Genomic DNA, 12,947 nt, shown 5'->3' with positions numbered 1-12,947 from the left:
GCCGTGATCCTCGCCGACGAGGCCGCCGTCCTGCTCGTCCACGCCACCACGGGCCGCCGCTGGCTGCCGGCCCGGTCCGCGGACGCCCTGCTGGCCGGGGCGCTGCTGGCCGGGCTGCTGCTGGACGGTGCGGTGGTGCCCGACCCGGCCGTGCGCAGGCTGCGCTGGGCGCCCGGCGCGGGTGAGCCGCCCGCGCCGCGGCTGCACCGTGCGTGGGAGCGGTGCACCCCGAAGTCGCGGGAGGTCCTGCCCCGGCAGGTGGCCACCCTGGCGGCGCCGGGGCAGTGGCGCCCCGCCGTGGACGCCCTCGCGGCGGCCGGGGTGCTGGAGGAGCGGCGGCGGAGGGTGCTGGGGCTGTTCCCGGTGGTGCGCTGGCCGGTGTGCGCGCCCGCGGCGCGCGACGGCGTGGAGCGCCGCCTGGCGACGGCGCTGGTGACGGCCGGCCGGCCCGCCGAGCCCCGCGCGGCGACCCTGGTGTGCCTGCTCGCGGCCGCCGGCGCCCTGGCCGGTGCGGGGCCATACGTGCGGGAGGCGACGGGCCGGCTCCCCGCCGCGGAGGTGGTGGCGCTGCTGGGCCGCTCGCGGGAGGTGCCGCCCGGCGTGCTCGCCGCCCTGGAGGACCTCGAGGACGTGGTGCGGCACCTGTGCCGGGGCGCGCGGTGGACGGGCGACGACTCCGGCTCCGGCGACTGGGGGAGCGGCTGGGACGGCGGCGGCTGGAGCGGGGGCGACGGCGGCGACGGTGGTGGTGGCGGCGACGGCGGAGGAGGGGGTGGAGGGGACGGTGGTGGCTGAGGCCGCCGGCGGCGCTCAGGCCCCCGCGCCCACCGCGTCCGCGGGCCGCGCCTGCCGGGCGACGGGCGCCGAGGCCGCGCTCTGCCGGCGCATGTGGTGGCGCCGGCACAGCACCTCGTACTCCACGGGGGGCCTCGGCGGCGTCGGCGTGCACGTCCCCGACGACGACCTGCTCGCCCTCGACGACCATCTCCCCGTGCACGGTGCGCGCGTTGTGGGTGGCGCGGGCCCCGCACCAGCACAGCGCGGCGACCTGGAGGACCTGCACCCGGTCCGCGAGCTCCACGAGCCGGGCCGAGCCGGGGAAGAGGCGCGTGCGGAAGTCCGAGGTGATCCCGAAGGCGAACACGTCGACGTCGTGGTCGTCCACGAGGTGGGCGAGCTGCTCCACCTGCTCGGGGGAGTAGAACTGCGCCTCGTCGCACACGACGTAGTCGACGCGCTCGCCGCGGGCCGAGCGCGACGTCAGCTCGGCGAGGAAGTCGGTGCCGTCGTGGACCTCGGCGGCGTCGCGGCGCAGCCCGAGGCGGCTGGAGATCACGGAGTCGCCGGCGCGGTCGAAGCGGGTGAACAGCAGCCCGCGGCGGCCCCGGGCGGCGTGGTTGTGGTCCATCTGCAGCGCGAGGGTCGACTTGCCGCAGTCCATCGTCCCCGAGAAGAACACCAGCTCCGCCACGGGCGCCATCCTGCCGCAGCCGCGGCGGCCGGGCCGTCACGGCGCGCCTGCCGGAGCGTTCGGTGCAGGGTGGAGAAAAGCGTTTCCGCAGGTCGGGGCGGGTGCGCGGGCGGTAGCGGATCTAGTCAGAATGGTACCTCTCCGCTTACGGTGGGGTACTTAACGTGTCGGTAACGACCTGTCCCGCACCGGGCGGGCCCGGCGCGTCGGGGCGCGAGGGAAGGAACCGGACATGGGGAGCACGCAGGAGATCAGCACACCGGAGTGCAAGGAGCTGCTCGCGTCGCGGAGCGTAGGCGTGATCGCGTACACCGAGCACGCCCTGCCCGCCATCCGCACCGTCAACTACCTGGTCGACGGCGACGAGGTCCTCATCCGCACCACGGCCGACAGCATCTTCGCCCGTGCCGTGGCCAACGCGACGATCGCGCTGAACGTCCACGTCGTCGACGTGGACCAGCGCACCGGCTGGAGCGTCACCGCCGTGGGGCGCGCCCGGATCCTCCCCCTGGAGGACTCCCAGCGCCTCAGCGGTGAGCTCGGCACCTGGGCTCCCGAGGACAGCAGCCAGGTCATCCACCTGCGCCTGCAGAAGCTGACCGGCCGCCGCATGCTCGCCGGCGCCGCCAGCCCGAGCACCCCGGAGGCGCTGCTCGGCGTCTGACCTCCCTCGCCCCGGTCGCCAGGAGGGTCCCGCTCACCCGAGCGGGGCCCTCCTCGCCGTCCACGGGCGTCCCGCCGGTGCCGCCCGCGGCGGTCGCGCCGGTACCGTCCGCGGCGGCCCCGCCGGTGTGACGGGGACCACAGCACCCGGTGGCGCCGCGGTGCATCCGGGAACGGCCTCCCGCCGGAAGGAGGGGCGAGGCGGTCCACCAGGACCCGCCACGTCACCAGGAGGAACCATGCGCACCACGCTCGCCGCCGCTGCGGCCGCCGCACTGCCCCTGCTCCTCGCCGCCGCCCCCGCCTCGGCCGCGGGTTCGGGCGACGCCAGCGTCACGGTCCTGCACGCGGTCCCGGGGCTGACGGTCGACGTGTACGCCAACGGCCAGGAGGTGGCCGGCGACTTCCGCCCGGGCACCTCCGCCGGCCCCCTCAGCCTGCCCGCCGGCTCCTACGACCTCGCCGTGTTCCCGGCGGGCGCCGACCCCGCCACCGCGCAGCCCGCGGTCTCCGCCGACGACGTGGCCGTGCCCGCGGGGGCGACGATCACCGTCGCGGCGCACCTGTCGGCCTCCGGGCAGCCGACCCTGACGCCCTTCGTGGAGGACACCTCGGCCGTCCCCGCGGGCCAGGCCGGCCTCACCGTGCGGCACGTCGCCGCCGCACCCGCCGTCGACGTGCGCGCCGGCGGGCAGCCGGTGCTGCCCGGCCTGGAGAACCCGCGGGAGGCCTCCGCCACCGTCCCGGCGGGAACCGTGAGCGCCGACGTCGTGCTCGCCGGGACCGACCAGGTCGCCATCGGCCCCGCCGACCTGACCCTCGCCGAGGGCACCCGCACGGTCGTGTACGCGTGGGGCTCCGCGCAGGACGGCAACCTCGCCCTGCTCACCCGCACGGTCGACGGCGTCGGCTCCGCCCCGACGGGGGTGCCCGCCGGCGAGGGGGGCCTGGCGGACGGACCGGTGGGCTGGACCACCGCCGCGGGCGTGCTGCTGCTGGCCGGTGCGGCCGTGGCGGCCGGCCGCGCGAGGGCGTCCCGCGTCCGGGCGTGAGCCGCTCCGCCGCGGTGCGGCGCGCCCGGCGCGCCGCACCGGCGGCGGCGGCCCTCGCGGGGGCGGTGCTCGTGCTGTCGTCGTGGCGGGGGGACGCCCCGGCCGACGGGGACGTGCGGGCGGCGCTGGCCGCGCCCGCCGCCGCCCCCGCCCCTACCGCGCCCCTGCTCCCGGTGCCCGCCGACCCCCTCCCGGCGGGCACCGGGCCCACCCCGTCCGCACCCGCACCCTCCGCCGCGCCTCCTCCCGTGCCCCCTCCTGTGCCCCTGCCCCTGCCCGTGGCGGTGGTCGTGGACGCCCTCGGGCTGGACGCGGACGTCGTCCCGGTGGGCGTGCGCGGTGACGGCGCCCTCGACGTGCCGGCCGACGGCGACGACGTCGGCTGGTACCGGTGGGGACCGGTGCCGGGCGCACCCGGCTCCGCGGTCCTCGCCGGGCACGTCGACACCTACGCCGACGGTCCGGGTGCGCTGTTCGACCTGGCCCGCGCCGGGCGCGGGGACGTGGTGCGCATCCGGTACGCGGACGGCTCCGAACGCCGGTTCGGCATCACCGCGCGGGAGTCGTTCCCCAAGGACCGGCTGCCGGCGGCGGACCTGTTCCGCCGCACCGGCCCCGCCCGGCTGGTGCTCGTCACGTGCGGAGGCGACTGGGATGCGGCACAGCGCACCTACAGCGACAACGTCGTGGTGGTCGCCGAGCCCCTCGGCTGACCCGGTGCCGCTCGACGGGTCGCGAGCCGGTGTGGTGGGCCCGCCCCGGGGTGCCGCGAGGCTGCCGTACGGTTCGCCCATGCCGCCGCCCTCCCCGCACCTGCCGGGCGAGGACGGCGAGGTCGTCGCCTTCCGCGCCGGCCCCCCGGGTGCGGCCCGGTCCGCGCCGGGGGCACCGGCCGGCGGCGCACCCGACGACGACGCCGCCGTCGCCCTGGCCTTCCGCGCCGGTCAGGAGCAGGCCCTCGCGGAGGCCTTCGCGCGGTGGGGCGCCCTCGTGCACGGGCTGGCGCTGCGCGCCCTCGGGCCGGCCGACGCCCAGGACGTCGTGCAGGCGGTGTTCGTCTCCGCGTGGCAGTCGCGCGCCGGGTTCGACCCGTCCCGCGGCCCGCTGCCCGCCTGGCTGGTGGGCATCACCCGCCACCGCATCGCCGACGCCCTCGGCGCCCGGCACGTGCACGAGGAGGTCGCCACCGACCCGGTGACCCTCACCGGTGCCCGCGACGCCTCGGACGGGCGGGGCACGGAGCCGCAGGAGGAGCTGCTGGACCGGATGCTCGTCCTGGAGGAGCTGGAGCGGATCGGGGAGCCGCAGCGCACCCTGGTGCGGATGGCATTCTTCGAGGACCTCACCCACGTGCAGATCGCGGAGCGGACCGCGCTCCCCGTGGGCACCGTCAAGAGCCACCTGCGCCGCACCCTGCGGCGCCTGCGCGACCGTCTGGAGGCCGGCGATGCGACCTCCTGAGCGGGACGCCCCGTCCCTCCACGTGCCCGAGGACGACCTGGTGCTGCTGGCGCTGGGCGAGGACGCCGGCCCGGGGGCGGCCGCGCACGTGACGTCCTGCGGGAGCTGCGCGGCGGAGCTGGACGCGTGGCGGCGGGTGGTCCGCGCGGGCCGCGGCGCGGAGCCGGTGCCGGTCCCGCCCCCGGCCGGGACGTGGGAGGCGATCGCGGCGCAGACCGGGACCTCCTGGGAGGCCGCCGCCGACCCCGCGCCCGCGGAGGCGGCACCTCCCGTCGCGCCCGCGGACGAGGCACCTCCCGTCGCGCCCGCCGACGAGGCGACCTCCGCCGCACCCGGACCCGGGGGGCGGGTCGTGGCCTTCCCCGCCCCGCGCACCGCGGGGCGCCGCCGCTGGCTGCCCGTCGCCGCCGCGCTGCTCGCCGGCCTCGCCGGCGGCCTCGGTGCCGGGCTCGCCCTGGGCGGGCGCACGCCGGAGCGCGACGCCCCCGGGCCGGTGGCGCTGGCCCGGGCCGACCTGGCCCCCCTCGCGCGGGCGGGCGCGGGCTCGGCCCGGGTGCTGGCGGTGGGGGACCACCGCGAGCTGGCCGTCGACGTCCGCGACCTGCCCGACCCGGACGGCGGTTTCTACGAGGTGTGGCTGCTCTCGCCCGAGGGCGGGCTCGTGTCGCTCGGCGCCGTCGTGGGCCCCTCGGCGCGGGTGCCGCTGCCCGCGGGCGTCGACCTGGAGCGCTTCGCCGTGGTCGACGTCTCGCGCGAGCCGCTGGACGGGGACCCGGGTCACTCCAGCGACAGCGTGCTGCGGGGCACCCTCACCCTCGAGGGCTGAGGCGCGAGCCGGCCACCGCACCGCGCACCAGCCCGCCGAGCGCACGGGGCGTCAGCAGCCCGGCGCCCAGCCCCAGCTCCACCAGGTCCGCGAATACCCCCGGGTCCGCGCGCGCCCCCCGCACCGCGGCGGTCAGGGCGCGCGGGGAGCGGCTGAGGGCGGCCGCCGCGTCCGTGGAGCGCAGGTGCCCGCCGAGCGCGGCCGACAGGACGCGGCGGTAGCCGGCGCCGGGGTCCTCCGCCGCGACCGCGGCCCGCCCGGCCAGCGACCCCGACAGCACCGCGTAGTAGATGCCCTCACCCGTGACGGGGTTGATGAGGCACGCGGCGTCCCCGGCGAGCAGGACCCGCCCGTCCGGCTGGCGGGAGCGGCCCGTCGACAGGGGCAGGTGGTGCGCCCGCCAGTCCCCGGCCCCCGATCCCGCGCCGGGCAGCAGCTCCTCCACGCCCGCGACGAGCACCTCCCGGCTCAGCGTCTGCCCCGGCGCCAGCAGCTCCCCGTAGCCGACGTTGGCGCGGCCGTCGCCGACGGGGAAGGACCAGGCGTACGAGGGCCAGCGGGCCGTGCCGAACGCGATGACCTGCGCCGCGGCGTCCGGGGCGGGGGCGTACCCGCGGATCGCGAAGGCCACCCGGCGCGGCGCCGGCGCCCCCGCCACCCGCCGCAGCAGCGAGTGCGCCCCGTCGGCGCCCACCACCACCCGCGCCGCGGTGCCGTCCAGCACCACCCGGTCCGGGTGGACCTCGACCTCGCGCACCCGGTGCCGGCGCAGCACGGCGCCGCGGCGCACGGCCGCCTCCACCAGGCGGGCGTCGAACACCCGCCGCGGGACCACGTGCGCGGGCCGGGCCATCGTGCCCGCGGCGACCGGCCCACCGGGGAAGCCCAGCTCCAGGCGGTGCACCGGCGCGTAGCCGGCGGCGGCGTGGGGGACGCCCAGGCCGGCGAGGACGTCGAGGGCGTGGGGGGCGATGCCGTCCCCGCAGGGCTTGTCGCGGGGGAAGTCCGCACGGTCCAGCAGCAGCACGCGGGCACCGGGGCGCGCCTGCAGCGCCGCCAGCGCGGCGGCGCTGCCGGCGGGACCGGCCCCTACGACGGCCACGTCCCACATCTGCTCCGGCACGCGCCGCATCCTGCCGCCGACGGCCCCGGGCGGCCATTTCACGACCCAGCGCAGTCGCCACGTAGCAGAATGGAGCAGCGTTCAGCAGGATGGAGGTGCTCCGCCGCTCCGCACCGGCGCACCGAGAGGACGGGACCCCGATGGAGATCGCCGCCGACACCCTGCAGAAGGCCCTGCGCATCAACCTCGACCCCCGCTGGTACGGCACCATCGCCGAGATCGGCGCCGGGCAGGAGGTCGCGCGCTGGTTCTTCCGCGCCGGAGGTGCCGCCGGGACCGTCGCGAAGTCCATGTCCGCCTACGACATGGCCGTCAGCGACGCCGTCTACGGCAAGTCCGACCGGTACGTCTCCCGCGGGCGCCTGCAGGCGATGCTCGAGCACGAGCTGTCCCTCAACATCGAGCGCCTGTCCGACAGCCGCGGCGACGACACCTGCTTCTTCGCCTTCGCCGACACCGTCGTCGCCCGCAGCTACAAGGGCGGCAACGAGTGCCACGGCTGGATGGGCGTCCGCTTCCAGGCCCACCCGCACGACGAGCCCAGCCAGATCGTCATCCACGTCCGGATGCTCGACGAGTCCGCCGCCCAGCAGCAGGAGGCCCTCGGCATCGTCGGGGTCAACCTCCTGCACGCGGCCTTCTTCCAGCGGCACGAGCCCGACCAGATCCTCGCCGCCCTCCTGGACAGGCTGTCCACGGGCCGCATCGAGATCGACCTCGTCCAGTTCCGCGGCATCGAGTTCCGCAGCGTCGACAACCGCATCATGGCGCTGCAGCTCGTGCAGCTCGGCCTGTCCGGTGTCGCGATGTTCGGCTCCGACGGGGAGGTCCTCCAGCCCAGCGAGGCCCTGCGCAAGCACGCCGTCCTCGTCGAGCGCGGCAGCTTCCGCCCGCCCACCGTCGTCAACATCGACATGCTGGAGAGCGCCTGCGAGAAGTTCGCGCAGGACCCCGCCGTGCAGGGCAAGCCCGTCCTCACCCTCGCCGAGCTCACCATGCGCAACCTCATGGCCGACAGCGACAAGGTGGACCGGCGCGACTTCCTCGCCCGGGCCGACCTCCTCGGCGCCTGCGGGATCCCCGTGCTGATCTCCAACTACGCCGACTACAACCGCCTGGCCGCGTACATCGCGCAGCGCACCAGCGAGCGCATCGGCATCGTCATGGGCGTGCCCAGCCTGCTGGACCTCTTCCGCGAGGAGAACCACGCCCACATGCAGGGCGGCATCCTGGAGAGCTTCGGCCGGCTGTTCAAGAACGACCTGAAGCTGTTCGTGTACCCCATGCAGAGCCCGCACGGCACCGTCCTGACCGTGGACGACGTGGAGGTCGGGCCCGACCTGCAGCCGCTGTACGACTTCATGGCGCGGCGCGGCAGTTTCGTGCACCTCGACAACTTCCGCGAGGAGTACCTGCCCATCTTCAGCCGCGACGTCCTGCGGCGGATCGCGAGCGGTGACGACACCTGGGAGTCGATGGTGCCCGTCGAGGTCGCCGCGATGATCGTCAAGCGGGCGTTCTTCGGGTACAAGCGCTAGGGCGGCCCGGCCCGCGGGTGCCCCCTCTCGGCGGGGACGTCGTGCGCGCGGGTGCCCCCTCTCGGCGGGGACGTCGTGCGCGCGACGTGCCGGTGTCGCGCGACCGGACGTCCCCGCGACGCGAGCGACGTCCCCGGGCCGGGCGCCCACGCCCGCGACCCCGTCCCGCACCGAGGAGGACCCGTGTCCCAGGAGCCCCTGCCCCCGGCCGAGCCCGACGACGAGCCGTCCTCGGCGTTCCGGCCCGGCGTCGACCAGCCCGCCGCGGAGGTGGCGAGCGCCGAGGAGGCCGCCGAGGCGGACGACCTCCTCGACGGCCCCGCGGCCGGCTGACGGAGGGCTCAGCGCCCGAAGTCCGCCTTGCGGATCAGCCCGTGCACGCCCGTGGTGCGGTCCACCACCTGGGAGACCTGGAAGTCCGCGGCGGCGCTGAGGTACGCGTACGCCACCGGCCCCTCCATGCCCAGGTCCTCGGTGAGGAACGCCATCGCGTGCCGCACCGCCGTGCGCATCGCCTCGTCGAGGTCCGTGCCGTTGACGCCGCCCTCGGGGCCGTCCGGGTCGCTGAGGCCGATCGGGATCCAGTGCCGCGCCGTCTCCGCGAACGGGTAGGTCGCCGTCTGGGCCGGCGCCCCCGCACCCGGGCGCACCACCGACAGGCGGAACGTGGCGCGCAGCGAACCCTCCATCGCGGTCAGCGCGACCTCGCCGTCGCCCTGCGCCATGTGCGGGTCGCCGGCGAAGAACTTCGCCCCGGGGACCCGCACCGGCAGGTACAGGGTGGAACCGACCCCGAGGTCGTTGATGTCGATGTTCCCGCCCGCGTCCGTGGGTGGGACCGAGTCCACCAGCGCGCTGGTGTCGCGGGCCACGCCCATCATCCCCAGGAACGGTGCCAGCGGGAACGCCGCCCGCACCGGCCCGGGCAGCGCACCGACCAGCCCTCCGCCCCGCTTCTGCACCGGGGTGAAGACGCTCACGTTGCCGCCCTCGTTGAAGTACTCCTCCAGCCCGGGGACGCCCTTCCACGCGCCCGGGTACTCCGCGGGCAGCGCGCCCTTGCCGTGCCGGTTGGAGATGACGCCGTAGGGGACCCGCAGGTCCAGGCCCAGCACCTCCACCTTCAGCACGTCCCCCGGCTGCGCGCCGCGCACGGCGATCGGCCCGGTGACGACGTGCGGGCCCGGGCCGTCGTGCGGGGTGCGCGCCGCGACCTGCACGGCGTCGTCGAGCACGTCACCCCGTGCGACGCCGTGCCCGGTGAAGTACTCCACCGGGTCCTTGCCCTGGTCCTCCAGGATCCCCTCGTGGGAGAGGGTGTCGACCGTGACGGTGGCGCCGGAGCCGACGACGGCGACCGGTTCGGTGTCGCGGTTGGGCAGCCGGCCCCACAGCACCCGCCCGGCGTCCACCGGCACGTAGGTACCGCGCCTGGCGCCCTGGTGGCACTGCAGGACCCGCGGCCCGGACCCGGCCGCCGCCGGTTGCGCACCGGCCACCGCGGCACCGGCGGCGCTCAGACCCGCGGCCGCGGCGAGCAGGCGGCGCCGGCCGATGCCCTGCGCCAGGACGCCGGCGGCGGACCCACCGTCCACCGCGGCGGACGGGCGGGGTGCGGGGTGGTCGTGCTGGTGCATGGCGCGCTCCTCGGTCCACGGGACCGGCCGCTGGTGCGGTGGCCGGGGGAGGAGCTGACCAGAGCCGCGTGACGCGGGCGTTGCGACGGGTTTCGGGAACGTTGCCGCTCAGCCCGCCGGCTGGACGTCACCACCCGTCCCGCGCCTCCAGCGCCGCCGTGAAGCTGGCGTTCCACAACCCCAGGTGCGGCCAGGCCTGCCCCACCCGCTCCGTCGCCTCCTGCGCGCTCAGGCCCTCCGTCCGCATGAGCCAGGCCCGCAGCACCAGGCCGGTGCGGGACGCCCCGCCCCAGCAGTGCACGAGGACCCGCCGGCCGTCGGCGCGCAGCGCGGCCATGTCGTCGAGGACGTCGTCCAGGACGGTCTCCAGCTCGGTGTTCGTGTCGTCGTCCGTCAGGTACGCGAGCCGCTGGACGTCGTGGCCGAACCGGCCTCCGGTGCGGCACAGCGACACCACCGCGAAGTCGCGGTCGCTGCGGCGCGCGCCGTCGAGGTCGGCGGCCCAGACGCCGGGGGAGATCTCGGCCGCGTCGAGGTCGGCGGAGGGCACCGGCTCGTACGGGCGGGCGCGCCGGTCCCCGTCGAGCCGGCGGGCGAGGACGTGCAGGTCGGGTAGTTCCCACACCCGCCCGTCGGTGCCGGGCACGGTGCCGTGCAGGACGGAGGTCCAGCGGGCGGGGATGCCGGTGATGCCGGCGCGGGCCCCGGCGAGGGCGCCGGTGACACAGGCGACGGTGTCGGTGTCCCCGCCGAGGTCGACGGCGAGGCGCAGCGCCTCCTCGTAGGTGGTGGAGTTCCGCAGCGCCCACAGCGCGGAGCCGAGGGTGGGCCACACGGCCCCGTTGGGTTCGGTGGCGTCCTCCGGGTGCCAGGCGGCGGAGCAGACCGCCGCCCACTTCGGCCGGAACTCCCCGGGAACCTCCAGCAGCGCGCCGGCCAGCGCCGCGTCGACGTCGTCGCCGTCGAGGAGGGCGCGCAGCACCTCGTGGAAGATCGCGCAGCCCTCGCCGGCGGCGGGGTCGCCGTGGGTGAGCGCGGAGATCCGCCGGGCCGCGTCCATCGTGGCCTCCCGTCCCGCGCGGGCGAACCGGATCGCGGCGGGGGTGGTCCGCATGAGGGAGCCGTTGCCGGCGGCGCGCCCGCCGGTGCGGAAGTGCTCGGCCGCGGCGCGGTCCCAGGGCAGCCCGGAACCCAGGACGGCCCGGGTCTGCACGCCGATGTCCGGGGGGTTCGCCTCGGCCCAGCGGTGGAAGCGGGCGAACACGTCCGCCTCGTCGAGGCCGTCGTGTTCCACCAGCGACTGCGCGAGCAGCAGCGCCATCTGGGTGTCGTCGGTGAACTCCCCGGGTTCCCAGCCGAGCTGCCCGCCGCCGCACATCTCCGTGGACACCCCGCGGGCGGGGGCGGGGAACCTGTCGCTGAACCAGTGGGGCGGGCCGAACTCGAACGGTGCGCCGAGCGCGTCGCCGACCGCGGCGCCGATGAGCGCGCCGGAGACCCTGTGCTGCCTGTCCATGCTCTTCTCCTCCGTCGTCGGGTTGGCGCGGGGGAGTGCCCCCACCCGCGGGACGGTGGTGGTGGCGGTCGTGGTTCCCCCCGTCGTTCGCGCGTGGGTGCGCCAGGTAGAAGTTAGCGCAAGGATGCGACAACATGGGCGGATGCCCCCCGTCCGGCGCAAGCGGCCCGCCTCCGAGGACCTCTCCCCCGCGAGCGGGGAGGTCCTGCCCGCGCGCGGGCAGGACCTCCAGGCGTACGTGCGGCCCTCCGTCGCGGTGGACACCGTCGTCCTGGCCGTCCCGCCCCCCGGCGCGAGGGGTGGCGGGGGCGTCCAGGGCGCCGGCCTGCACGTCCTGCTCGTGCGGCCCCGCGACCCCCGCTTCGGCGAGTGGTCCCTGCCCGGCACGTTCCTGCACGAGGGCGAGACGCTCGCCGCCGCGGTGCTGCGCTCCCTGCGCGACAAGGCGCACGTCGAGGGGCTGCGACCGCGCCAGCTCCACGTGTTCGACGACCCCGGCCGGGACGACCGCGGCTGGGTGCTGTCCGTCGCCCACCTCGACCTCGTGCCGTGGGAGCGCGTCGCCCACCTCGACGGTCACGACGACGTGCGGCTCGCGCCGCTCGGCGAGGTCGGGCCGCTGCCGTTCGACCACGCGCAGATCGTCGAGCTCGGCGTCGGGCGGGCCAGGCGGCGCTACGCCGAGCGGCCGGACCCCGGCCACCTGCTGTCCGAGCCGTTCACCCTGCGGGACCTCCAGCTCCTCCACGAGGCCGTGGCCGGTGGAGGGCTGCCGCGGGACACCTTCCGCAGGCGCGTCGAACCCCTGCTGCGGGCGACGGGGGAGCTGACCAGCGGGACCGTCGGGAAACCCGCGCGGCTGTTCCGTCGCGGCGCCGGGCGGTAGCCCCCGGCGCCTCCCGCCGGGGGCGTCAGCGCCCGCGGCGCGCGCGGTCCAGCCCGTCGAGCACCAGGTCGAGCCCCCACTCGAACTCCCGGCCGTAGTCGTAGCCGGGTGCGAGCACGTGCTCGCGGGCGAACTCCACCAGGTGCGGGAACTCGTCGGCGGGCACCGCCGCGAGGATCTCCTGCGCCACCCCGGCGCCGTGCTCCCCGGCGTCGAAGGGCAGCGCCTTCTCCTGCATCGCGAAGCCGTAGACGTAGGCGTCGACGACCGACAGCGCGTGCGCCGTGAGCGCGACCGGGAAACCCGCTGCGCGCAGGAGCCCGATCAGCGCGTCGAGGTGCCGGAGCGTGCTCGGCCCCGGGTTCGCCCGTGAGTCCATCAGCGGGACGGCCCACGGGTGGCGCCGCAGGACCGTGCGCGCGGAGACGGCCCGGCGGCGCAGCACGGCCCGCCAGTCGTGCCCGCCGGCGGGGAGGCCGATCTCGGCGAACACGGCGTCGACCATCCCGTCGAGCAGGTCGTCCTTGTTGGCGACGTGCTTGTAGAGCGACATCGCCTCCACGCCGAGCCGCTCGCCGAGCCTGCGCATGGACAGCGCCTCCAGGCCGGACTCGTCCGCCAGGGCGAGGCCCGCCTGCAGCACCCGCTCGCGGTTCAGCCGCGGGCGGGCGCCCTTCTCGTCTCGCGTCGCCACCCTCGTCCTCCCGGCGCTTGACGGGCTTACGGCGTAAGCGTACAACAGGGTTACACCGTAAGCCTGTTCTCGGGAGGTAC

Annotated in this window: 13 protein-coding genes and 1 pseudogene; 9 read left to right on the top strand and 5 right to left on the bottom strand. The window is 76.9% G+C overall.

The window, feature by feature from the left end; all coding sequences use genetic code 11:
- Positions 1-3 precede the first annotated feature (3 nt).
- Entirely contained in the window at positions 4-795 is a 792-nt protein-coding gene (locus tag ACYQBY_RS07890; protein WP_459643303.1) for a GPP34 family phosphoprotein, read from the top strand.
- Positions 796-810: 15 nt separating this feature from the next.
- On the opposite strand, the pseudogene ACYQBY_RS07885 reads toward ACYQBY_RS07890, so the two are convergent.
- Positions 811-1,471, bottom strand: a pseudogene (locus ACYQBY_RS07885) (thymidine kinase).
- 232 nt (positions 1,472-1,703) lie between these two features.
- Here ACYQBY_RS07885 and ACYQBY_RS07880 point away from each other — a divergent pair.
- The 5 genes from ACYQBY_RS07880 (at position 1,704) to ACYQBY_RS07860 (ending at position 5,473) form a co-directional block, all read left to right on the top strand.
- Positions 1,704-2,135 (top strand): pyridoxamine 5'-phosphate oxidase family protein, encoded by a 432-nt coding sequence (locus tag ACYQBY_RS07880; protein WP_459643302.1) that lies wholly within the window; start codon positions 1,704-1,706, stop codon positions 2,133-2,135.
- Positions 2,136-2,373: 238 nt separating this feature from the next.
- Positions 2,374-3,186, top strand: coding sequence for a DUF4397 domain-containing protein (locus ACYQBY_RS07875; protein WP_459643301.1), 813 nt, complete (start codon positions 2,374-2,376; stop codon positions 3,184-3,186).
- Positions 3,183-3,899 (top strand): class F sortase, encoded by a 717-nt coding sequence (locus tag ACYQBY_RS07870; RefSeq protein WP_459643300.1) that lies wholly within the window; start codon positions 3,183-3,185, stop codon positions 3,897-3,899. The genes ACYQBY_RS07875 and ACYQBY_RS07870 overlap by 4 nt, the downstream gene beginning before the upstream one ends.
- Before the next feature lie 79 nt (positions 3,900-3,978).
- Positions 3,979-4,647 (top strand): RNA polymerase sigma factor, encoded by a 669-nt coding sequence (locus ACYQBY_RS07865; RefSeq protein WP_459643299.1) that lies wholly within the window; start codon positions 3,979-3,981, stop codon positions 4,645-4,647.
- Positions 4,634-5,473, top strand: a complete 840-nt coding sequence (locus ACYQBY_RS07860) for an anti-sigma factor (protein WP_459643298.1) — start codon at positions 4,634-4,636, stop codon at positions 5,471-5,473. Before ACYQBY_RS07865 ends, ACYQBY_RS07860 begins: the two co-directional genes overlap by 14 nt.
- Here the strand turns inward: ACYQBY_RS07860 and ACYQBY_RS07855 are convergent.
- Positions 5,457-6,584, bottom strand: coding sequence for an NAD(P)/FAD-dependent oxidoreductase (locus ACYQBY_RS07855; protein WP_459643352.1), 1,128 nt, complete (start codon positions 6,582-6,584; stop codon positions 5,457-5,459). The two genes, ACYQBY_RS07860 and ACYQBY_RS07855, sit on opposite strands and share 17 nt — an antisense overlap.
- 152 nt (positions 6,585-6,736) lie before the next feature.
- Here ACYQBY_RS07855 and ACYQBY_RS07850 point away from each other — a divergent pair, with 152 nt between their 5' ends.
- Positions 6,737-8,134: a TonB-dependent receptor gene (locus ACYQBY_RS07850; RefSeq protein WP_459643297.1), complete on the top strand. Its 1,398-nt coding sequence runs from the start codon at positions 6,737-6,739 to the stop codon at positions 8,132-8,134.
- A 183-nt stretch (positions 8,135-8,317) separates the two neighbouring features.
- Positions 8,318-8,467, top strand: coding sequence for a hypothetical protein (locus ACYQBY_RS07845; RefSeq protein WP_459643296.1), 150 nt, complete (start codon positions 8,318-8,320; stop codon positions 8,465-8,467).
- 8 nt (positions 8,468-8,475) lie between these two features.
- Here the strand turns inward: ACYQBY_RS07845 and ACYQBY_RS07840 are convergent, their stop codons facing one another.
- Positions 8,476-9,771 carry an acetamidase/formamidase family protein gene (locus ACYQBY_RS07840; protein WP_459643295.1) on the bottom strand — a complete coding sequence of 432 codons (1,296 nt, stop codon included), beginning with the start codon at positions 9,769-9,771 and terminating at the stop codon, positions 8,476-8,478.
- Between the two features lie 127 nt (positions 9,772-9,898).
- Positions 9,899-11,287 carry an ADP-ribosylglycohydrolase family protein gene (locus tag ACYQBY_RS07835; RefSeq protein ID WP_459643294.1) on the bottom strand — a complete coding sequence of 463 codons (1,389 nt, stop codon included), beginning with the start codon at positions 11,285-11,287 and terminating at the stop codon, positions 9,899-9,901.
- 142 nt (positions 11,288-11,429) lie between these two features.
- Between ACYQBY_RS07835 and ACYQBY_RS07830 the strand changes: the two genes are divergently transcribed.
- Positions 11,430-12,173: an NUDIX hydrolase gene (locus ACYQBY_RS07830; RefSeq protein ID WP_459643293.1), complete on the top strand. Its 744-nt coding sequence runs from the start codon at positions 11,430-11,432 to the stop codon at positions 12,171-12,173.
- Between the two features lie 25 nt (positions 12,174-12,198).
- On the opposite strand, the gene ACYQBY_RS07825 is transcribed toward ACYQBY_RS07830, so the two are convergent.
- On the bottom strand, positions 12,199-12,867 hold the full coding sequence (locus ACYQBY_RS07825; protein ID WP_459643292.1) for a TetR/AcrR family transcriptional regulator: 669 nt from the start codon (positions 12,865-12,867) through the stop codon (positions 12,199-12,201).
- Positions 12,868-12,947: the final 80 nt, after the last annotated feature.

This window comes from Kineococcus anabasis, from assembly GCF_054590795.1.
The sequence above is the reverse complement of the archived record's forward strand: the minus strand, read 5'-3'. Positions and strand labels throughout refer to the sequence as shown.